We start from the raw sequence: 21,996 nt of genomic DNA on the forward strand, positions 1-21,996 counted from the left end.
TAAAACAATCGATACAAATTGAGGGATTAGCAATTAATGATAAAAGGAAAAATTGATGATCAATTGGCTTAAAACAGATTAAACAGTCATGTGATTTAAATCGATGATAGTTTGAATACACTGAGTAATCGCTTTTGTTTTTTGTGAAGATAGAAAAATCACCTCCCCGGTAGGCGCTTTGGGACTGCGTCCTACGCGTCCGGCAATTTGAAGCAAAACCGCTTTTGTATAAACACAATGATCTGCTTCAATAACAATCACTTGAACATCTTCAATCGTAACGCCTCTTTCCAGAAGCGTTGTGGTTACAAGAAAATCAAGATCCCGATGTCTTAACTTGTCAATGAGCGAGGATACATCCTTTGAATGTGAACTTACAGTCGCATACCGCCATCGTCGCTGCCATCCCTTAAATTGATCCAAATCTTTAATTCTTGGAACATAAATCAATGTAGACTTTTTCCATTTCATTAAATAATGCTGAACTTGATTTTTCCACATTTTTCCCAGGCAAAACTGCCATTTAGGGATGGGCAGATCGATCAAATGATAGCGACGATTTAAAACAAACAGTTCTGCGTTTGGATAACTTTCAGCATCTAAAGTAGCACTCATGAAAATGTAATTTCCCTTTAAAGCACCAAAAAGCAGATCTTTTAGGAGAGGATTTCCCTGATAAGGATAGGCATCGGTCTCATCTAAAATTAACAGATCAAAACTTTTATAAAACCGATAAAGCTGGTGAGTGGTACAAACAATCAGAGGTGCTGACAAATCGCCCTGATGTCCGCCATAAAATAAAGAGGGAACAATACCGATAAATTGTTTATGAATCCGTTCACCGATTTCTTCTACCAATGTCCTTCTGGGAATGGCTACACATACTCTTAGATTCTGATTCAATGCATAGGCTATGCTGTCATAAATAAGTTCTGTTTTACCACTGCCGCAAACTGCCCAAACAACGGAATCTTTATGCTGTTTGAAATTCTCCATTAAATGTTGTGCGATATTCTTCTGCGCAGAAGATAACGCATAACTTAATTCATAATAAACATGTTCATTTATTTTTGAGACTTCCAAAGATTTCAATTCTTCATCACAAAATATTCTTCCAAAAGCGATGCAACGCCGGCAATACCAGCGGTCATTCACTTTATAAAAGTATTTAGGATCTGTCGTTTTACATCTTGGACATCTCATAGTGATCACCTGTCATTATTATAACAGCCGTCCATAAATCGTGCGTCCCAAGTTCATTTCATATTTATTTATAAAATTATTTATCAAGATGATAATTTTTCCTTTTCTAATAATAAAAAATGGTATATGCTAGTAATGAAATAGGGAAAAGGGGTTATTTTATGAAAAATAAAAAGGGGTCAACTGTTGATCTTTTAGAAACTGCTAAGAATTTTAAATACATCTTGATCATTGAAGGCATTGCAACCGGATTAATCGCCGGATTAGTTGCCGTCATCTATCGTATCCTGCTTGGATATGCAGAAGATTTCATTGGTTTTATCGCAAACACAATCAAGGGAAACTTATTGTACATCATAGGTTGGTTTATTGTCTTAATCTCACTTGCTTTGATTGTTTCAAAATTACTAAAATATGAACCTTTAATCAGTGGCAGCGGGATTCCTCAGGTTGAAGGAGAAATCATTTCTTTTATTGATCAAAAATGGTATAAGATTTTGCCTACCAAAATACTAGGTGGTGTACTATGTGCATTCGGTGGTCTTTCATTAGGACGGGAAGGTCCCAGTATCCAATTAGGAGCAATGGCAGGAAAAGGTTTATCAAAGTTATTCCATAAAGTTAAAATGGAAGAACGTCTGCTTCTAACTTGCGGAGCGGCTGCCGGATTATCTGCGGCATTCAATGCACCGCTAGCTGGCGTCATGTTTGCATTAGAAGAAGTTCACAAGAATTTCAATGTTCATGTTTTGATTTCTGTCATGTGTGCCTCAGTAACCGGTGATTTTATTTCAAGTAATATTTTTGGTTTATCACCGACTTTTCACTTTGCTGTCGAGGGGACATTGCCGCTTCACTATTATGGAATGGTAATTTTATTAGGTATTGCCTGTGGTGTATTTGGGGTTCTATATAATAAGGGAACGGTTTCTACTCAAAAGCTTTTTAATAAAACAAAATTAGGCTCTTATGCTGTCATTGTTCCATTTGTTTTATCCGGTTTTGTTATTTTGACTATGCCTCAGATACTTGGCGGCGGACATCGAATGATAGAATTTCTAAGTGCTAATCAAAGTTTTGTCATTCAAACGCTGCTCATTTTACTAGCCGCTAAATTTGCTTTTTCGCTCATTAGTTTTGGATCAGGGGCCCCCGGTGGAATATTCTTTCCTTTATTGGTTTTGGGAAGTTTTATCGGTGCAATCTTTGGTACAATAGCAATCCAATGGTTTAATTTCCCCCAAATGTACTTAGCGAATTTTATTATTATGGCGATGGCGGGAACGTTTGCCGCTATTGTAAGAGCTCCGATTACCGGAATTATCTTGATCGCTGAGATGTCCGGATCACTGACAAACTTATTGCCGTTAGCTGTAGTTTCACTGGTTAGTTACCTTGTTGCCAGCATGATGAACTGTGAACCAATCTATGAAAGTTTACTGCATAATCTGCTTTCTAAAATGGGAATGGATATGTCCGCTTTCCATGGTGAAAAACAAATTATTCAATCTGTTGTAGAGCTCGGTTCACCGGTATGCGACCAAGCGATCAAAGATATCAAATGGCCTAATAAATGCTTGATTATCAGCATTATTCGCGGTGGTAAGGAACTGCTTCCAAGAGGAACGACAATTCTTCATACCGGAGATACACTCGTGGCCTTGCTAAATGACGAGGATTCACCTTATATCCAACATGAACTTGAAAAATGCTGTACGCATCAACAGCTATAGTAAAAACGGCTGAAGGACTTAACCTAACAGCCGTTTTTCTATTAATAATTTTCTTTACGTACTTCAAAGAAGCTTTGAGAGAATTTACATACAGGACAAACTTCAGGAGCTTTCTTTCCCATTACCAAATGTCCGCAAACTCGGCATTCCCACATTGTTTCTTCACCTTTTTCAAATACCCTTTGCATTTCCACATTCTTTAGCAAAGCACGATATCTTTCTTCATGTGATTTTTCAATCGCTGCTACTTTTCTAAATCTTTCCGCTAATTCTGTAAATCCTTCTTCATCTGCTTCTTTAGCGAATTTTGCATACATATCTGTCCATTCGTAGTTTTCTCCTTCAGCAGCGTGCAATAAGTTTGTCGCTGTATCACTTAATCCACCTAATTCCTGATACCAAATTCTGGCATGTTCTTGTTCATTACGTGCAGTTTTCAAGAAAATTTCCGATAATTGATCATATCCTTCCTGACTGGCGATATTGGCAAAATAAGTATATTTATTTCTTGCTTGCGATTCTCCCGCAAAAGCTTCCATTAAATTCTTTTCTGTTTTGGTTCCTGCATAAATATTATCACTGTCTTTCTTTTCTTCTACCAGCACAAATGCAGATGCCGGCTGTTTGCAAATCGGACAAACGAACCCTTCTTCTAATTCACCTTCGTGGATATAACCACATACACTGCAACGATATTTCATTTTCTTTCCTCCTAATAGTTTACTTTTGTCATTATACTGAGTGTGCAACATTTGTTCAGCTAAATCTGATAATGGTTTATTATAAAATTCTTTGTAAAGTGTTTTTATTTCTTCGTTTTCATGACTCGTTCTGAGGTTCATGGTCTGGTCACGCTGATATAGTCCATCAATACGTTTTTGTCTTAGTGCATCTCCTTTTAGCAAAGTGCCTTTAGGCTGTCCGCCACCGCCGATACATCCACCCGGACAGGTCATGACCTCAATAAAATGATACTCTTTGGAACCATTCTTTATGCGCTTAATCATATTACTGGCATTCTTTGTTCCAAACACAACCGCAATATTTAATTTTAATCCATTAATTTCCAGTGTTGCTTCCTTAACATCTTCCATTCCTCGAACCGGCTCCAATTCATAAAGCGCAGCCGGTGCTTTTTCTTTTGTGATAAATTCATAGGCTGTTCTCAACGCGGCTTCCATCACACCGCCGGTATTTCCGAAAATAACTCCAGCTCCGCTTCCTGCACCCATGACACGATCAAAATCATCATCTTTTAAATCAATGAAATCAATCATTTCTTCTTTTGCCCACTTTGCCAGTTCTCTGGTTGTAATGACAAAATCCATATCACGCATTCCTTCAATACCTAAATACTGACTTGCCGCATTCATTTCTTCACGACGAATCTCGTATTTCTTGGCAGTACATGGCGTCAAAGCTACATTCACAATTTTTGCGGGATCGATTCCCATTTTTTTAGCAAAATAAGTTTTGATTGTCGGTCCCTGCATCCCAATCGGGCTCTTGGCACTGGAAATATGATCCAGCATATCCGGGTGATAGATTTCCGCATACTTTACCCAAGCCGGACAACAACTCGTAAATTGTGGAAGAGGTTTATTTCCTGTAGTGACTCTTTCAATTAGTTCGCTTGCTTCTTCCATAATAGTTAGGTCCGCTGAAAAATTCGTATCTAATACATAATCGGCACCTAATCGGCGAAGTAAAGCAACCATCTTGCCTTCCACAAAGCTGCCATCTGCCATATCAAATTCTTCACCTAAAGCAACACGTATTGAAGGGGAAGTACTGACAATCACAATTTTATCAGGATTGGCAATAGCTTTCTTAACCTCTTCATATTCATATTTTTCCGTAATACTGGATACCGGGCATACATTGGCACACTGACCGCAGTGAATACACACAGCAACATCGTCTGTATCTTCTAAGCAATATGTATTATGAACGCCAATATAATCCGTACAGATGTTTTTACATTGTCCACATTGAATGCACAAATGTTCATCCCTTTGAATCGCTGGATTATCCGGTTCGATTGGAGCTCGAATATCCATTGATAAGTGTTTACTCATACATTTCCTCCTATTCTTTTTTGTTCACCATGAAAACTATAAAACAACTTTAGCTGACATTTTCATTATAACATTTTCGACTTATTAAAACAGTATCTGATACTAAAATAATTTCTTTATATATCCCACTGCAGCTGTACGGTTCTTTTCATTTTTTCTTCTTTAAAGCGATTATAATCCGCACTTATTCCATATTTTCTTTGCATTCTGGATATCATTGGATAAAGTTCTTTTTTATAGCTCATTTTTACCTCTTTATTATGGTAAAGCTGCCATAAGTTTTCATATAACTGCGGGTAATCATGAGAGATAAAATTATAAAAATGCGTTCTTGTAACACTCTTTAAATACAACATTCCCGGTAAAACATAGTCCACATCGGTTTCTTGAGCTTTTTTATAAATGGCTTCCAAATTTGTCGGTTGATCAGTTAAATAGGGAATAATCGGCATTAAATGAACCCCAACTGCCGCATTTGTTTCCTCTTTAATTCTTTTGAGCATCGCCCATCTTCGTTCATAAGGAACTGCCCCGGGTTCCAACCTCGCTCTGATCTTTTCATTATCCGCTGTGATTGTACTTGCGATATTGACATAAGTGAGTTGAGAAAGTTCATTAATTAAATCCAAATCTCTTAAAATTAAATCTGATTTTGTACAGATAATACAAGGTGTTTTATACTTAATCAATACTTTTAAAATTCCTCGCATTAGCCCATACTTTGCTTCTGCCGCTTGATAAGCATCACTGACACCGCCAATATTAATCACAGCGTGATCCCATTTTGGCTTTCTCAGCATCTCCTCTAATCTTTCTACGATATTTGTTTTCACATAAATATCTGTATCAAAATCACCGCCCTCTAAATACTGATGAGAATAACGTGCATAGCAGTACTGACAAGCATGCTGGCAGCCACGATAAATATTTAAGTCCCAATGATAGGGAAGGCGCCCTTCACGTATACGATTGCAAGCATTAAGACATTGTATTTCATGATATTTCATATCTTTTCTCCTAAACAAAAGAGCTATAAACCATTTCTTACAGCTCCTATTTTACTTCTAATGCATTAGAATCTGCATTTTTAACTTTTAAACATCTTATTTAAAAAACCATTCTCGCCTTATCTTTATATTTTATTATAATCCCTCTTAAGTTGAGGCACAAGATAGGAGTAAAAAAAGAGTCTGCTGACTCTTTTATGCTTCCTCAATAAATTGTCTTATTTTTTCTTTTAATCCCGAAATTTTATTTGTATTGCGATCATTTATAGATTCTAATTCAGCCATAATATTATTAATCTGATTATAAATGCCTTCCATTTGTCTTTTAGCGTCATTAATCTTTGACTGCACCATAAAATCAAAGAACATATTATCAAAGAAAAAGTCCATCATTGTATCAAATGAACTGATATTCACCACAAAACCAGTATCAAAATTAACATCTACAAGCTCTGTCTTAAAATGACGCAAGGCCATTTGCAATTCGTTCATCAATTGTTTCGCTTCATTTATTTTTTGATATTTTGCCATGTCTGCAATAAAATCCAATGCTCCGATCATATCTACAATTCCCCAATTCTGAGCAGAACTTAAAGAACGCATTGCTTTTTCTACAAGTTCTTTAGCCTCTTCTCCAGCAGCCAATGCCTCTTTTGATTCTTTGATAGCACTCTGACAGTCATGAAGTTCATCTTGTAAACGATCCATTTCTTCTAATTGGCTTTGACTTAATTGATCTCTTTTCATCGATAACGCTACTTTATACTCTTCTCTTACATTACTCAGGCTATACTGTTCATCTTTTAATTTAGCTAATTCATCAAGCAGCTCTTTTTCTACACGCTTTGCATCATTAAAACGCAGTTCGACAATTCTTGCTTCTTGAACTTCCTTTTCCATCTTCTGTTCCATTTGACCCGTAATTCGTGCTAGCAGAGATGAAAAGGAAGCGCGTTCCAATTCCTCTACATCACGATTTTCTTTTTCCAGTTGGTGATATAAATCACTTAATCGATCCCGTTGTACAGCCAACTGCCTTCCTTTTTCCGAAATCAGCTTCTCCAAACGGTTATAGCGGTCAAAACGTTCTCTTACTTCCTTTATATTATATTGTTTATCCATATTCATTTCCTACCTTTTAGAGAATTATAGCATATTTTCTCACAGAATAACATATCGTCCGATTTCCAAGTAATACACCATTGCCTCAATATGACAGTGCGGGTACATTCTTTTTAAAATCAATTTATAATATTCCATTTGAACACGATGGTTTTCAATGAGATAACACTCTTTAGTGTCTGATTTAACGCGATCTGTCTTATAATCAATGACAGTAATGCGATCATCTTCAACACAAAGCACGTCAAAAATTCCATGTACAATCTGGTGTGTCTGATCGTCTAATAAGCTAAAGGCTTTTTCCTTATATAAATGTTTTGCTTCTTTCATTCGTTTAAAACAATCACTTTGCATAAATGCTTCGATTTTATCTTGATAAGAGATCAAAACAGCTTTTTCATTATCATCATACAGTCCTTTTTCATATAATTGACTAATCATTGTCGATACAGAGGTGCCATCCATCGGTAAATATTCAAAAAAGGAGTGAACTAAAGTTCCTTTATCCGCTGCACTCATTTCCTTATCCGCATTCATGATTGGGGTATAACCATAATCATGATCATCCGCCTCTTTTTGCAGTTTAGTCGCACTGGTTGTAACTGTTACTGTTGAGGCTGTTGGCAATGACAGATATTGAATCCGCTGGTTTTCTTCTTTAACTATACGCTTCGGCATCTTTTTTTCTATCATGGCTTCTATTTCAGTTGCCTCTAAGAAATCAATTTTAAATTTAGATGCCTTCGTATTATCAAAACAATAATGTTGTGTAGAAGATAATTGATTAATCTTTTCAAAATTAGTTTTAATCATTGGATATTCTTCTAAATTAAGATGACGGTATTGTTCAATGACCTGTGGATGACGCATCAGCGAAAGCCCAATCCAATCAAGGTAAGAATTAGCTTTACGTGCATTATAGTAAAGCAGCAAATGTTCATTTTCTTTACCCTCGTAAATATCGTAATCCTCGTTCAACAAAATCTTTTGCTGCCATTCAACTAATGTGTCCAAACGCCCTACACCGCTCATGATCAGTTTTTGAGAAGCACGTGTCAACGCTACATAAAAGATTCGCATTTCCTCGTTGATTGCTTCTTCTGTTTGTCTTGCCGCCAATAATCGGCGGTAGGGGTTTTCATATTCAACAATCTGATCCACCCATTTTCCATTAAGCATCTCAACACTCTTTTTTGTCCTAGGTTTTACGGCAATACCTAACTGCTTATCAATTAAAATACGTTTAGTACTGTCCTGCTTATTAAACCCTTTATCGATATTACTGACAAAAACAATAGGGAACTCTAATCCTTTAGATTTATGAATCGTCATAAACTGGACTACATTATCACTAACAGAAATCATTTGTGCCGGAGATGAAGCAGTTTGTTTTTCCATCAGTTGATCATAACGTTTAACGATAGAAAAAATATCCTCTTTGCTTTCAAGTTGGGCAAATTCCTCGACTAGCAAATCTAAATTGGCAACACGCTGTTCTCCATTAATCAATTGGCTGACAAACAAACGATAACCACTAACAGACAGCAACTCTTTTAAAAAAGCACTTGGTTTTAATTCTAACATTTGTTTACGCAGTAAATCATAGTGTTGTTTGAAATCTGCAATCTTCTGACTGCCTTCTATTTGAGCTTCGATATATTGCTTTAAATTTTCCATTAAAGGCTTTTCTTTATTCATCAAACGTATTTCCATGATTTTATTTTCATCAAAATGACTAAATAAATAATTCCCTCTTAGCACTGACAGCAAACTCACATCGTCATATTGATTAATAAGTGCTTTTAAAAGTGTAATAATGCTGATAATTTCAACAGCATTTAGATAACCTTGGGATAAAACAATATGATTTGGAATCTGATATTGATCAAATACCTTTTTAAACGTTAAAAACAGTGAAGTAGAACGCATTAATACAACAATATCCCGATAATCAATGTTTCTCGGTTTTCCATCATAGCCGTCAACAGTTTCCTCGCGAATTAATTTTTGAATACGCTGAGCTACCATATGTGCTTCACATTCCGCAGCTTTCAACTCTCCCAATAAAGTATCATCCACTAATAGTACTTCACTATCAAAACGGGTTTCAGCCTGATAGCGTTCATCGGTCCTACTTATAACATCTGCAAGTTGGTCAAGGGATGGACAACGTTCTTTACGCAGATAGTCATAGTTTAAGTGACTGGATGCATCATGAAGATATTCCAGCCCACCTACCTGATTATCCATAATTTGATTAAAAATATAATTTACACTGTCTAAAACAATCTTATTAGAACGATAGTTAAATCGTAAGTCTATACGCAGTTCTCCTGTAGAATTTGCTTCATCAAGAGTGAGACTGTAGCGATCATACTTTTCTTTAAAAAGTTGTGGGTCAGCCTGACGGAAACGATAGATGGACTGTTTCATGTCTCCAACTCTAAACGCTACGATGGAAGGTTCCTGATAATCTTTAATCAATCCGATAATTGTTTCTTGAATTTGATTCGTATCTTGGTATTCATCGATCATAATTTCTTTTAATTTATGATAAAGCAGTTCGGAAATATGGTACTGAGGTTGCAGTAATTGAATCGTATATTGCTCCAAATCATTAAAATCCAAAACATGCTGAGCTTTTTTTTCCATTTGATAAGCTGTTTTAAATCGATGCACGAGTCCATTTTTTCCCAAAAGTGTTTCAATGACATAATAAGATTCTTTTAAAATCATCTTAAAGGCACTTTCATCTTCCGGCAAGTAAGTCTTAGCTTTTTCCAAGTAAGGCTTAGTTACACCGATTTTCTTACTATTGAACTCTTTTTGATAAGGTTTAATATCCTCATCCCATTTCATCGTATAGGCTTTATCTGCATTTTTTAAGGAAACCTGACGAAAATGATCATAAGCCAAATAATCTTGATTCAACAATTGAAAACGCTCTTTGAAATAATCCTGCATTGTATCAAACGGAACCGGTAAAGCAGCATTATTTTTACTTTGTTCTTCCGGACGATCAAAGAAATCAGAGATTCCTTTCTCCTCTGCGAATTTCGCAAGATCAATGAGATTGTTATAGCCGCTGATCGCAGCGTTTTTAAGCTGACGTTTTATTTCCGGAAAAATCTCCCAAGTCGTTAAATCTTGGTCACTATCCATATAATCTTCATAAATGTGTTCTTTAATATATTGTACAAAACGGTCGACATTATCAATAGAATGTATCATCTCGTATAATTCTAAAATAATCGATTTCAAAGCATCAAAACGCATATCATTAAAATACAAAGAAATAAAATCTGTAAATTCTTTTTCGCGGCACCACTCTTCAATGCAGGCATCCAATACCTGATGTTTCAGCAAAGCAGATTCACTTAAAATATCAAACCCCGGTTCAACCTGAATTAAATAGCCATATTTTTTTAATAACTGTGAACAAAAGCCATGGAAATTTGTGATATAGGCATAGGGAATTTTTTCTTTTTGTTTTAATAAATGTGTGTATATTGAAGGTTTCAGATCTTTCTTTAATTCATCTTCTATCGCAAACAATAAACGTTGTTTCATTTCTGCGGCAGCCGCTTGAGTAAAGGTTAACACTAAGAATTCATCAACATGATAACCATCTTCCATCAACAAAGACATAATACGGCTGACTAAAATCTTTGTTTTACCACTTCCAGCCGGCGCCGACACCAAAATGCTCACACCACGAGCCGCAATGGCTTGTGCCTGTTCATCATTAAATGGACTAATCATGTTCTTCCCCTCCTAAAATTTTCAGCATTGCTTTGGGATCCATATACTCAATCTCATTGTTTTCATTATAGAAGACATCTTTCAGACATACATTGGCATAATCGCAATACGTGCAAGGGTTTACTAACATATTAATCTTAGGCGAATCATGATGACTCGGAAAAATACGAATATCTCCTTGATGATAAATACGATCCAGCAACGTATCAACGTGCTGATTGACTTTTTCTAATAAACGATCAAAACTTTCCCGGTCTAATAAATTTCCTGTATAAGTCCCTTTGCTTTTAACAAATTTGACATTCGCAATAACGCTGGGATCATAATGACGATCCATAGCCTTAATCAATGTTTCTTCACTATTGATATAGCCTTCCATTTTATACAGCTTTACAATTTCTTCAAAATCCAGTCCATCCTCATAGAGATATTCATCCATCTTTACTACTCGCTGTTTTGTATTAAAATAAAGCACTCCGCCTTTTTCCAAAGCCTTATCCTGACAGACCATATCCAAATAAAGAAGCATCTGAATATTAAAGCCTAACGTTGCTAAACAAAGATCCAACGCCTTCTGCGAAGATTTATAATCCACGACTTTTACATACTGCTGATACTGTTCGACGCGGTCAATTCGTCCATGCAGCAGAAATTCTCCGCTGTTTTTTTCCACCCATTGTTCGTGATCGATAATAGAAAAATCACTGATTGACATCTGGTAAATCAAAATTTTGACTGTATTGAAAAGATCATGCTGTAATTTATGAAACAGATACTGCTGACTGGCTGTCAATTGACTTTGATCAATTTTTCCATTTGCAATATGATGAATGATCAAAAACAATCCTTGATCCTGTTCATTTAAAACATCACTTTCACAAATAAAAGGATAGATATTCAAGTCATAGGCATTATGGACATCTTTAATCTGATATTCTTTCAAATAATCTTCGATTGTTTTCTTACCATCGTAAAGGTCACTTAAAACATCTAAAACATCATGGACAATTGTTCCGAAATCATTTGCTTTTAATGTTCGATCCTGCCAAGGATAAATCCCTAATCCATAACGAATATAATATTTGAATGGGCAGCCATTATACGTCTCTAATTCACTGGGTGAAATTGCCTTCTGTCCATTTTTTACGATCAGCTGTTCAAGCAATGCCACATTGATAGGACTCGGCTGATTTTTATTATGACGATATTGTTTGGCTAAAGTACGGACAGACTGAATAGGTTCCTGAGTATCTCCATAATGCAGAGCGATATCTAAAGAAGCCGCCGGTGTGGTCACATCATTCAAATGACGTGTCTGTCCTATGACTTTTTCTTTTCCCTTCCACTGTTTCATTAAAGTTAAATAAAGACTGGAAGGCAAAAAATCATCTCCGCCTAGTGAACCGGTAATATAAGAAAGCGTTACTTTCTTTTCTAAATAAAATAATTTAAACCATTGCAGATACTGTGCTTCAATTCGCTCAAACAAATTTAATCCCAGATGGATTCCCACTTCTTCACAGGCTATCCGCTCATCGTTTAAAATCAGCTCATTATCGCTTTCAATGGCCGGAAAGCTATTCTCGTTACATCCTAGAATATAAATATGCTTCGCCTCTGTCACCACCGCATCATTCATAGCCACTGTAATCATATCCATCGTTTTTTCTATTTTAGGAACGTGTAAAGTATAGTGTGCCAACAACATATCTAAGAAATGATCTTGATCCATTTTAATATGTATTTCAAATTGCTTTAAATAATCCAGAGTTTGAGACAAGCAGGTACGGCTCAATTCATCAACTGCACTTTTTTCGACTTCCATTTCTTCTAACCAGCAAACTAAACACTTTATTTTTTGATCCACATAAACTTCATCATTTAATTTCACCACTATCCGGTCAATAGAGGCTTTTGCTTCTTGATAATCTTCAAGTAAACATGTTTGAGTTGTGTTAAGCTGTTTTTCAAAAAGATCAATATTGGAATCCATAAAGATTCCTTTAAAAAGATGACTTCTAAACAGCGTAATTAAATGCGTTTCGGCTCCGGTCTTTGCATACATCCATAACCCCTTTACAAGCATGGCAATTCGGCTTTGATAAATCAATGCCCGTTTTGTGATAAAACAAGGGAGTTGATGCTGCTTAAAGACTGTTTCTATTTTTTCCAGATAATCTTGATTTGTACAATAAACTGCAAAATCAGAATACTCCGCCTGACCGTTTGCAATTTGGCGATAAATTTCAACTGCAAGCTGCTGAATCTCTATATTTTGATTCACTGCTTTTATCCCCGTCAAAGGATAATCTGAGGAATATGCAGGCGCTTTTAAATTTTGGTAACTTTGTATCAGATATTTTTTAAACGGACTTACTGTCTTATCAAATGAAATGACTTCTGTACCCCATCTTTGTAATTCTCTTTTTATAAAATGTGTGTACGTATCTTCTTGATTATCACAAGTCAATAGAATCGTACAATGCACCATCTTATGAATCAGTCCCATCATTTGTTCGTCTATTTCTTCGATCTGATCAATATAAAAATGAAGCGTATCGTCTATTTCGACCGGATCAGATTCATAATCCTCTTTCATTCGCCAGCCATATATGTCCAGTTTCGCCAAATATCGCTGATATAACTGTCCGCATTCCTCTAATTTTTTCTTTGAAAAAGCCGGTAAAGCCACTTCTTTCAGCAACTCTAAATTACTTTTATAGCGTTTAAAACAAGTAAACACATGATGCAGCTGCTGTAAAGTCCCATTATCTCTGCACTGAATAATCTCTCCATCATAATCCGATAAAATCTCATAAATCACTAATAATGACTGAATAGGACTTATTACCTGACGTTTAAAAAACTGCTGTGAAAAAAGCAGATCATTATAGAATTCATCAAAAGTCATGACCCTTTGCATTAAGATCGCTTTGCTTTCACTGGCTTCCAACAACATCTTCTCATAGGCTTCCTTAACCGCCGCATCAACCAGCCAAACAGAAGGCTTTGATAAACTCTCTTTAATATAATAGTCTGTTTTTTCTTTCCATTGTTTTCCGATTACGATTTCCATATTATCACCTATCATTTATTATACATGATTTACTTTCTTTTGCGTATTATTAACACTTTTGCCCACCAACAAAGACAAATTCCCAACCTTTTCCTCTATTTATTCATATCTTAATTTAGGAGGGGATTTTCTTGGCAGTTCTACAATATCTCAGTGAAATTCTGCTACTTGTCGTAGCTTTATCTCTTGATTCTTTTGTGGCCAGCTTTGCTTATGGTAGCAGTAAAATCAAAATTCCAATTTCTTCTGCTGCCATTATCAGCGTTATCGGGTGTACTTTTTTGGGAATCTCCCTTGGCCTAGGGGCAATGATTAAAACCATTATTCCTCCACCCATCACCTCTTTGTTTTGCTTTACCCTGCTCTTTATTCTTGGTGTCATCAAACTTTACGACAGTTCCATGAAAGCCTTAATTAAAAGAGGAGCTGATCAACCTATTTCAATTACCACTAAACAATTAACATTGATTCTGCAAGTCTATGCCACCCCAACCAAAGCAGATTACGATCGTTCTCATACCCTATCACCAAAAGAGGCTCTTTCCTTAGCGGTCGCCCTATCCCTTGACAGTCTCGCTGCCGGGTTAGGTGTGGGATTAAGCATCATTCATCCCATTGAAATCCTTTTGTGTGCATTAATTGTAAATTTAATCGTGATTGCATTGGGAAGTCATTTGGGTAAAAAGCTGTCCGAACGATTGGATTTAGATCTTTCTTGGTTATCCGGTGTATTACTTATTATACTTGCTGTTTTAAAAATAGTGTAACTTAAAGCTACACTATTTTTCAATTTTTTGAAATTCAATCTGATAGCCATTGGGGTCTTTCATAAAGAATGAATAAACATCAAACTGATTATGCTTTTTAGGAGGAAGCAGCCCCTCCACCTTTAATTCTTTAAAGTGAGTATAATAATCGTCTACCTCTTTTTGATCTTTTAGATTAAACGAAATACATGTCTGCGTTGCCAATATTCCATGATCATACTGACAAAATCCCAAATAACCATAGCCACTGTCAAAAATTCGCGCTTTACCTTGATCTTGAAACAATGTAAGGCCGATGATATTTACATAAAACTCCGTTGTCTCTTCAATATCTTTGCATGGATAAAAATTAACGATTGATTCAATTGCCATAAAGAAAACCTCCTTACCCATATTATACCGTAAACATGGGAAAGTAGGAGGTTAAATTTATTTCAATGTTATATCATGAATATCTTCTAATACAATTGTATATGTACCATCTTCATGGCGTGTCTTTTTTATATGGTTTTGTTCAAGATAATCACTGACATTTAATGTAATCTCAATTTCAGTATCGGTCACAAGTTTGCATTTAGATAATTTTTCCACTGTTTCAAAATTCTGAGAAATCGTATCCTCTTCTGCAATTCCCAAATCTGTCAGAATATCCAAAGCCTCTTCTTTGGCATTGTAGTCTCTTTCCAAAATAACGGAAGCAATCTCATGAGGCTTGATATCCTGATGATCCAAAACACGATTCGCCATTTCTTGTTTAATTAACGCTTTGGGTTCAAACTCGTTTACCCCAAACTGACTTTCAATTTTCGTAATCGTCTTATTCAAAAGGGATACTTTTTGCTTATCAGTCATCTTCGGTTCCCCTTTGATGTACTGCGGATTCAAATAGTAATCAGGACGTCCATCGATTTCAAAACGTTTCTCTATAAGATAAACGCGGTTATCTTCTACATTCACCAAAATAGCTTCTTCTACATTCGCTGTTTTTGTCGGAACTGTTTGACGGTTCGTAATTCGGACTACTTTATTTCCATTTTCATCTTCTTCAAGAACATTGACCGGTGCCAATTTATAATTTAATTTGATGATGACCATATGTTTCATCCCATCAATCTTACATTCCACAAAGATAATATTGCAGTTCGGCATTAACTGGATCATCTTGCCTAAATCAAACAATTCCTGTGTAATGGATTTGGCGTGCTGGAAAAATTTATCATCATCCTCAACCATATCTTTGCTTCTTAAAATAATGGGTGCAAAATCCCCCAGAGTTAATTCCTTTAGCTGTGGACTCAGCCATGCTTTTTCTAATTTTTTGTCATAATATTCCTGCATAGTGGGACTTAATTCTAAAAAGTCATCAGAAAAGAAAATCTGATGATGTTCAAAATCCATCATATGCATTAAAATTCGATCTATAATTATTGTATTCATTTTTATCACCCACCCCATTGTATCATAAAATTACATCTTTTGACACGTCGGAGTTTTTTATATATAGTATTTTTTAGGAGGAAAAGCCATGAAGATTATTATATCCCCAAGTAAAACCCTGAAAGAACAATCTTGCTCACTGCCATCTACACAGCCAATGTTTTTAGAAATGACGGAACCTATAAAAAAGAAACTATTAAACGATGACATTGCGATGATAGAAAAAAGGATGCATGTCTCTTCAAAATTAGCACAAAACATTTATGACGGACTGCGCCAAACTAAAAAAGTACCGGCACTATACTATTATACAGGTACTGTCTTTAAACAATTAGAACTCCCCACTTACACTTTAAATCACCATGCTTACTTAGCTAAACATCTCTATATCTTAGATGCGTTATACGGATGTCTGCGTTATTTGGACGAAATTTCATTTTACCGTTTAGATTATCTGTGCCAGATGGATGAGTTGAACCTTTATGAATATTGGAACAAAGAAATCAACACTTTATTACAAAATGAAGACTTTATTATCAATCTCGCTTCACAGGAATACGCTAAACAGGTCAAGCATCCAAATCTAATCACCATTGACTTTGCGGTTAAACATAATGACCAATTAAAAAGACCCTCGATGCTGATAAAGAAAGCACGGGGATCTATGTTGAATTATATGATTAAGCATGAAATAAAAGATTTGGAGAAAATAAAGGAGATTATCATTGATGACTACCATTTTAGTAAAAACCATTCAACTTCATCCCACTATGTATTTATTAAAGATTAATTAATCAGGTTATCTTTTCTAATATCTTCAGGCGTTAGCGATTTCAACATATCGTCTAACGTCTTTTCAATTTGCTGGGTAATTTCATGACCATGTTCTATGGCATATTCTGCTTCAATCAGTCCAAATGAAGTCACGATATACTGGGGAATATTTTGACTTGGATTAAGCACACGATAATGAAGAACTTCTAAAAGCGGCTTTATAATCAAATGAACGACATGACGATAAATATCTTCTATTTCAATGTCACGCTCGCTTAATTCCTTGCATTTATCTATGCCATAGCCAAGATCATGATGAAGCATCATATCATTGATAAACAGATACGCATTTTGAATAAGTGTACAGACAACCAGGATCGGAGCAATCATAATCGTTCCTCCTTGTCTTTCTTTTTCATGAGCAAAACGATCATAAATACCGATAGATCCTACAAATTCACTCTCCAATGTTTGCCCAACCATCACTCCCGGTGCAAAGGGTGCAATTAATTCATTGATGTAGGTTTCTAATATTTCATCATTTTGTATAAAATTAAACAACGCCTCCAATTCAGTGAATGTCACCTCTTGAAGCTGTGCATGTAAAATAAACTGTTTAAGCTTGGTTATTGTAAAAATAATTTCTTGATGTGTAAGATTATAAATTCCTTCACACTCCTGAGGATTAAAATCCTGCTTAAAAGCCTCTACTATATCTTTAATCGGAATATCCACCTTGCCTCACCTCTTCAATTATTATACAACAACTCGTTTGCTTTACCAACAAAAAAGCAGAATCTCCTATTTGATTCCGCTTTCATTTTTATAATATCTCACCATTGCTTTTTGTTACTGTCTGATACCAGTAGTAACTGTCTTTTAATGAACGTTTACCACTGCCATGACCGTAATCATCTAAATCAACATAAATAAAGCCATAGCGTTTTTTCATCTCACTGCTTGAACAGCTGACAATATCAATCGGTCCCCAAGGATAATAGCCTCGAACATCAACCCCATCTTTAACTGCTTCCTTAATCTGTCGAATATGTTCACGTAAAAAGTCAATGCGGTAAGGGTCATGTAAACTGCCATCTTCATTTAGTTCTTCAATAAATCCCATTCCATTTTCAGTGACATAAATCGGAAGCTGATAACGATCATAATACTCATTTAATGCGACTCTTAAACCAACCGGGTCAATTCCCCAACCCCATTCATTGGTTTTAATATGAGGATTGATTTTCACTTCTTCACTCGTTCCATAATCTTTTGCACTGGTGACTTTTGTATAATAATAGGAAAAGCTGACAAAATCTACGGTATGTTTAAATGCTTCTAAATCTTCTTTAGTCATCTTAATGTCAAGATTTTGTTCTTCAAAAAAACGATAGGCATATTTAGGATATTCTCCTCTTACTAAAATATCAGAATAAAAGAACTGCATTTGATTAATACGCATTGCTGCCATAACATCTTTTGAATCAGACGTTGCCGGATAACAGTTCGCATAATAAGACATCATCCCAATCTGCATGCTTGGATCAATCTTTTTAGCGATATCAATGCTAAGTGCACAAGCAACCAGTTCATGATGAACACCTTGATATTTTGCTTCCAGCAAATTTTCTACACGATCACTCGGAATACCTAAATGATTAAAAGATTCATATTTAATCAGGTTCATCTGATTCACTAAAATCCAATACTTCACTTTATCATGATAACGTTTAAATAATGTTTCACAGTAATGAACAAAAAAATTGATGAGTCGGCGATCATACCAACCATTATAATGGGTCGCTAAATGTAAAGGCATTTCATAGTGGGAAATGGTAACCATTGGTTCCATCTTATTTTTAATAATTTCATCGATCAAGCGATCATAAAAAGCCAAGCCATCTTCATTGGGTTCAGTTTCATCTCCATTTGGGAAAATTCTTGCCCAGTTTATAGAGATTCTCAAACTATTCATACCGGTTCCTGCTAACAACTTTAAATCCTCTTGATACGTATGATAAAAGTCAATGGCATATCTTTTAGGAAAAACAGCACTTGGATCCTGAAGCAAAGATTCAATATCTTCAGTACTCATTTCTTTATTTGATTTCTTTTTTAATGCTACATTATCTTTATAGACGTTGATATCGGCAATACAAAGCCCTTTCCCACCAACATCATATGCTCCCTCACATTGATTGGCTGCCAAAGCTCCGCCCCATAAAAAATCATTTGGAAATTGATCTGGATTTTTCTTCATATTTATACCTCTCTTTCAATTCCATCATAAAAGAAAAGTCACGATAACGAAAGAAAATTCATTTTCCAAAATCGGATAGTAAAAAAGCCTGATTTAATTTCAGGCTCTTTCCCTATTCGTCTTTTTCTTTATCTGCCACGATATCAGCCAAAATCGTTTCCACAGATAAAACATCTGCATCAATTTTTTGCAATTGATCCTTAATATCGGATAATTTTCCACTTATTTCATCCAACACTTGTTTAGTACCTTCCACAATACATAGCCCTCCTTTTCATTCCTATTGTAAAATAACAAAAGAATGAAAATTGTAGAATAAAATCGATTTGTCACAAATTATGGATAATTAATTAGAAATTTATTGTATTTTATTATTTATGAGATAAACCGTTTTTTATAATAAAAAAGCGCCGCAGCGCTTATTTCATTAACGATACAAAAGAATCAATCTCGGCTTTAGACCCGTAAAAACTGTAGACACAATGCTCATCAGGTTTTCCCAATGTCTCAAATGGTCTGGTCATTGCAGTTTTAGCTTCAATCATATCCACAAGTTTTATCATATCAAGCAGATACTGCATCGTCATAGGATCATTGAGTGGTGATAATGGATCTCGTCCAATACTCGGATACTGCTGCCAACGATGTCCGCACATGAACAATGGCTCATGAAAGTTCTTAATCTCATTATATAAATGGTGAATTCCCTTTTTGTAGTATTCTAAAACATTTTCCATAAAAAACAGCCAAACATAACTTGAACCAATCGCATCCCCTGTAATGACCAGTTCTTCTTGAGCGTCAATATAAGCCATTGATCCGGGTGTATGCCCGGGTACTTCAACTGCCTTTAACTGTTTATCACCTAAATCAATAATATAGCCATCCTCAATAAATTGAAAATCAAATGTTTCTGATTGGTCATCCTTATCTTTTAACGGAAACAGAATGGTCTTGTCTTTAAATGCTCCCAGACCACCAACATGATCATAATGATTATGCGTAATAGCGACAATAATTTCCTTTCCTCCTGCCAACGTTTTAGCAATCCGGGTGAGTTCTTCTTCATCGTCAGTGTGTGTATTCGCCGCATCAATCCATAATACTTTCTCGCTTCCGATAATACAATACATACTTGAAGGATTATTTATACGGTCTTCAATATGAAATATACGATCTTTTAATTTTTCCACCCGATACATCGAATACTCTATTATTTCTCCTTGCTTATTTGGGATATCCATGTCAATTCCTCCTAATCAACGACACTGTTTAATTTTTTCTGCCATTTTCCTTTATAGTAATAGTAAGCCAATAAGGCACTGCATAAGATCCAGCCTAAAGGATAACTAAAGGCAACAAAGTTGATGGAACTAAAGAATTGAGTTCCAAAGAATAAAGTAATTTGTCTAAAGACAACAAAACAAAACAGCATGATGACCATCGGCGCATTGGAATCTCCCGCTCCGCGCAATGCTCCTGCATAAATTTGATTGAAGCAAATCGCAAAGTAGAATGGTGAGAACGTTCTTAAAAAGATATTTCCATACTTTAATACATCGGCATCCTGTGAGAAGATACTTAACACCTGATTCCCGAAAATATTCAATAAGATTGATAAGAAAATAGTGACACCAATCGAAATCATCAAAGAAGTTTTAGTTCCTTTTTTAGCACGGTCCACATCTTTTGCTCCCAGATTCTGACCAACAAATGTTGTGGAAGCCAAAGAGATACTTTGTACCGGTAAAATAACAAACTGGTCAATTTTCGTATAAGAACTCCATCCTGCCATTGCAGAAGAGCCAAATACATTGACATACCCTTGAACAAATATATTAGAGAATGCCGTAATCGATTGCTGCAATCCTGCCGGCAAGCCGATTTTCAACATTTTAGTAAACATATCTTTATGTAAACGCAGATCTTTTAAAATAATTTTATAGGCTTCTTTTGATTTCGCTAATAATGTGATAACCAAGATTGCGGATAATACCTGTGCTACTAAAGTTGCCCAAGCTACACCGGCAACACCCATATCAAACACAATAACAAATACTAGGTCCAATATTGTATTCACAATAGAAGAGAAAATCAAAAAATACAGTGGTCTTTTTGAATCTCCGATTGCTCTTAAAATAGCCGCTCCCATATTATAGACCATCAAGCCTAAAATACCGGCAAAATAGATTTTTAAATAAAGTGATGAATTCGGCATAACATCAGCCGGTGTTTTCATGAAATTCAATAATGTCGGTGACAATAAAATTCCTACAAATGTCATAATAACCCCTAAGATTAATGTCATCATGATCGATGTATGAACCGCATCATGCAGTTTTTTATGATCATTCGCTCCGTAATACTGCGAAATAACAACACTGGCTCCGGTAGATAACCCCATGAAAAAACCAACGAGCATATTAATGATAACGGTACATGACCCCACCGCTGCCAACGCTTCTTTTCCTACATAGTTCCCCACCACAATACTATCGACTGTATTATATAATTGCTGAAAAACATTTCCAATTAATAATGGAATTGAAAAATAAACGATCGATTTCCAAATCGATCCTCTTGTCATTGTTTTACTCTCATCCATTCCTATTCCCCCCATACCCATATATACTATACCTATTTTTTAGATTTCTCAATTATTTTCGTTTATTGAAATCTAATACATAATTTTTATGTGTTTTATACATAAAATAAGGCTTATTTTAATGTTTTTCATATAAATTAACCATATTTTTTACACAAATAGGAGTAAATTG

The 21,996-nt window shown here is 35.5% G+C and carries 16 protein-coding genes and 1 pseudogene; 3 read left to right on the forward strand and 14 right to left on the reverse strand.

The window, feature by feature from the left end; translation table 11 throughout:
* Positions 1-78 precede the first annotated feature (78 nt).
* Positions 79-1,203 (reverse strand): DEAD/DEAH box helicase, encoded by a 1,125-nt coding sequence (locus tag BN1225_RS00200; RefSeq protein WP_041137823.1) that lies wholly within the window; start codon positions 1,201-1,203, stop codon positions 79-81.
* 161 nt (positions 1,204-1,364) lie between these two features.
* Between BN1225_RS00200 and BN1225_RS00205 the strand changes: the two genes are divergently transcribed.
* The gene (locus BN1225_RS00205; RefSeq protein WP_041137824.1) at positions 1,365-2,936 is read left to right on the forward strand and encodes a ClC family H(+)/Cl(-) exchange transporter; all 1,572 of its coding nucleotides are present in this window, start codon (positions 1,365-1,367) and stop codon (positions 2,934-2,936) included.
* 41 nt (positions 2,937-2,977) lie between these two features.
* Here BN1225_RS00205 and rbr read toward each other — a convergent pair whose 3' ends face one another.
* The 6 genes and pseudogenes from rbr to BN1225_RS00230 form a co-directional block, all read right to left on the reverse strand.
* The gene (gene rbr / locus BN1225_RS15075) at positions 2,978-3,637 is read right to left on the reverse strand and encodes a rubrerythrin (protein WP_373140512.1); all 660 of its coding nucleotides are present in this window, start codon (positions 3,635-3,637) and stop codon (positions 2,978-2,980) included.
* 36 nt (positions 3,638-3,673) lie between these two features.
* Positions 3,674-5,014, reverse strand: a pseudogene (locus BN1225_RS00210) ([FeFe] hydrogenase, group A); the annotation flags it as partial.
* Positions 5,015-5,130: 116 nt separating this feature from the next.
* Complete coding sequence (locus BN1225_RS00215; protein WP_041137826.1) at positions 5,131-6,021, reverse strand: SPL family radical SAM protein; 891 nt, start codon at positions 6,019-6,021, stop codon at positions 5,131-5,133.
* 195 nt (positions 6,022-6,216) lie between these two features.
* The gene (locus BN1225_RS00220) at positions 6,217-7,143 is read right to left on the reverse strand and encodes a hypothetical protein (protein WP_041137827.1); all 927 of its coding nucleotides are present in this window, start codon (positions 7,141-7,143) and stop codon (positions 6,217-6,219) included.
* 39 nt (positions 7,144-7,182) lie between these two features.
* Positions 7,183-10,905 (reverse strand): UvrD-helicase domain-containing protein, encoded by a 3,723-nt coding sequence (locus BN1225_RS00225; RefSeq protein WP_041137828.1) that lies wholly within the window; start codon positions 10,903-10,905, stop codon positions 7,183-7,185.
* Positions 10,898-13,981 carry a PD-(D/E)XK nuclease family protein gene (locus BN1225_RS00230; protein ID WP_041137829.1) on the reverse strand — a complete coding sequence of 1,028 codons (3,084 nt, stop codon included), beginning with the start codon at positions 13,979-13,981 and terminating at the stop codon, positions 10,898-10,900. The genes BN1225_RS00225 and BN1225_RS00230 overlap by 8 nt, the downstream gene beginning before the upstream one ends.
* A 131-nt stretch (positions 13,982-14,112) precedes the next feature.
* Between BN1225_RS00230 and ytaF the strand changes: the two genes are divergently transcribed.
* Positions 14,113-14,748: a sporulation membrane protein YtaF gene (ytaF, locus tag BN1225_RS00235; RefSeq protein ID WP_041137830.1), complete on the forward strand. Its 636-nt coding sequence runs from the start codon at positions 14,113-14,115 to the stop codon at positions 14,746-14,748.
* A 12-nt stretch (positions 14,749-14,760) separates the two neighbouring features.
* On the opposite strand, the gene BN1225_RS00240 is transcribed toward ytaF, so the two are convergent.
* Entirely contained in the window at positions 14,761-15,120 is a 360-nt protein-coding gene (locus BN1225_RS00240) for a VOC family protein (protein WP_041137831.1), read from the reverse strand.
* 57 nt (positions 15,121-15,177) lie between these two features.
* Positions 15,178-16,185, reverse strand: a complete 1,008-nt coding sequence (locus tag BN1225_RS00245) for a nucleoid-associated protein (protein ID WP_041137832.1) — start codon at positions 16,183-16,185, stop codon at positions 15,178-15,180.
* A gap of 88 nt (positions 16,186-16,273) precedes the next feature.
* Here BN1225_RS00245 and BN1225_RS00250 point away from each other — a divergent pair, with 88 nt between their 5' ends.
* Positions 16,274-16,975: a YaaA family protein gene (locus BN1225_RS00250; RefSeq protein ID WP_041137833.1), complete on the forward strand. Its 702-nt coding sequence runs from the start codon at positions 16,274-16,276 to the stop codon at positions 16,973-16,975.
* Here the strand turns inward: BN1225_RS00250 and BN1225_RS00255 are convergent.
* The 5 genes from BN1225_RS00255 to BN1225_RS00270 all read right to left on the reverse strand — a co-directional run bounded on the left by BN1225_RS00255 (position 16,972) and on the right by BN1225_RS00270 (position 21,824).
* Positions 16,972-17,694 carry a hypothetical protein gene (locus BN1225_RS00255; protein WP_041137834.1) on the reverse strand — a complete coding sequence of 241 codons (723 nt, stop codon included), beginning with the start codon at positions 17,692-17,694 and terminating at the stop codon, positions 16,972-16,974. The genes BN1225_RS00250 and BN1225_RS00255 overlap by 4 nt on opposite strands.
* Before the next feature lie 88 nt (positions 17,695-17,782).
* Positions 17,783-19,219 carry a glycoside hydrolase family 1 protein gene (locus BN1225_RS00260; protein ID WP_041137835.1) on the reverse strand — a complete coding sequence of 479 codons (1,437 nt, stop codon included), beginning with the start codon at positions 19,217-19,219 and terminating at the stop codon, positions 17,783-17,785.
* 112 nt (positions 19,220-19,331) lie between these two features.
* Positions 19,332-19,475 carry a hypothetical protein gene (locus BN1225_RS14615; RefSeq protein WP_156133031.1) on the reverse strand — a complete coding sequence of 48 codons (144 nt, stop codon included), beginning with the start codon at positions 19,473-19,475 and terminating at the stop codon, positions 19,332-19,334.
* A 163-nt stretch (positions 19,476-19,638) separates the two neighbouring features.
* Positions 19,639-20,463, reverse strand: coding sequence for an MBL fold metallo-hydrolase (locus BN1225_RS00265; RefSeq protein WP_041137836.1), 825 nt, complete (start codon positions 20,461-20,463; stop codon positions 19,639-19,641).
* 11 nt (positions 20,464-20,474) lie between these two features.
* A complete protein-coding gene (locus tag BN1225_RS00270; protein WP_041137837.1) occupies positions 20,475-21,824 on the reverse strand; it encodes an MATE family efflux transporter in 1,350 nt (449 codons plus the stop codon).
* Positions 21,825-21,996: the final 172 nt, after the last annotated feature.

This window comes from Beduini massiliensis, from assembly GCF_000829905.1.
Lineage (GTDB): Bacteria > Bacillota_I > Bacilli_A > Erysipelotrichales > Coprobacillaceae > Beduini > Beduini massiliensis.

Excerpts from the sequence above, each read along its gene's own strand:
- BN1225_RS00270 (WP_041137837.1), bottom strand. The coding sequence starts at position 21,824 with ATGGATGAGAGTAAAACAATGACAAGAGGATCGATTTGGAAATCGATC.
- BN1225_RS00220 (WP_041137827.1), bottom strand. The coding sequence starts at position 7,143 with ATGGATAAACAATATAATATAAAGGAAGTAAGAGAACGTTTTGACCGC.
- BN1225_RS00230 (WP_041137829.1), bottom strand. The coding sequence starts at position 13,981 with ATGGAAATCGTAATCGGAAAACAATGGAAAGAAAAAACAGACTATTAT.
- rbr (WP_373140512.1), bottom strand. The coding sequence starts at position 3,637 with ATGAAATATCGTTGCAGTGTATGTGGTTATATCCACGAAGGTGAATTA.
- BN1225_RS00245 (WP_041137832.1), bottom strand. The coding sequence starts at position 16,185 with ATGAATACAATAATTATAGATCGAATTTTAATGCATATGATGGATTTT.
- BN1225_RS00205 (WP_041137824.1), top strand. The coding sequence starts at position 1,365 with ATGAAAAATAAAAAGGGGTCAACTGTTGATCTTTTAGAAACTGCTAAG.
- BN1225_RS00260 (WP_041137835.1), bottom strand. The coding sequence starts at position 19,219 with ATGAAGAAAAATCCAGATCAATTTCCAAATGATTTTTTATGGGGCGGA.
- BN1225_RS00240 (WP_041137831.1), bottom strand. The coding sequence starts at position 15,120 with ATGGCAATTGAATCAATCGTTAATTTTTATCCATGCAAAGATATTGAA.
- BN1225_RS00265 (WP_041137836.1), bottom strand. The coding sequence starts at position 20,463 with ATGGATATCCCAAATAAGCAAGGAGAAATAATAGAGTATTCGATGTAT.
- BN1225_RS00200 (WP_041137823.1), bottom strand. The coding sequence starts at position 1,203 with ATGAGATGTCCAAGATGTAAAACGACAGATCCTAAATACTTTTATAAA.
- BN1225_RS00215 (WP_041137826.1), bottom strand. The coding sequence starts at position 6,021 with ATGAAATATCATGAAATACAATGTCTTAATGCTTGCAATCGTATACGT.
- BN1225_RS00250 (WP_041137833.1), top strand. The coding sequence starts at position 16,274 with ATGAAGATTATTATATCCCCAAGTAAAACCCTGAAAGAACAATCTTGC.
- BN1225_RS00225 (WP_041137828.1), bottom strand. The coding sequence starts at position 10,905 with ATGATTAGTCCATTTAATGATGAACAGGCACAAGCCATTGCGGCTCGT.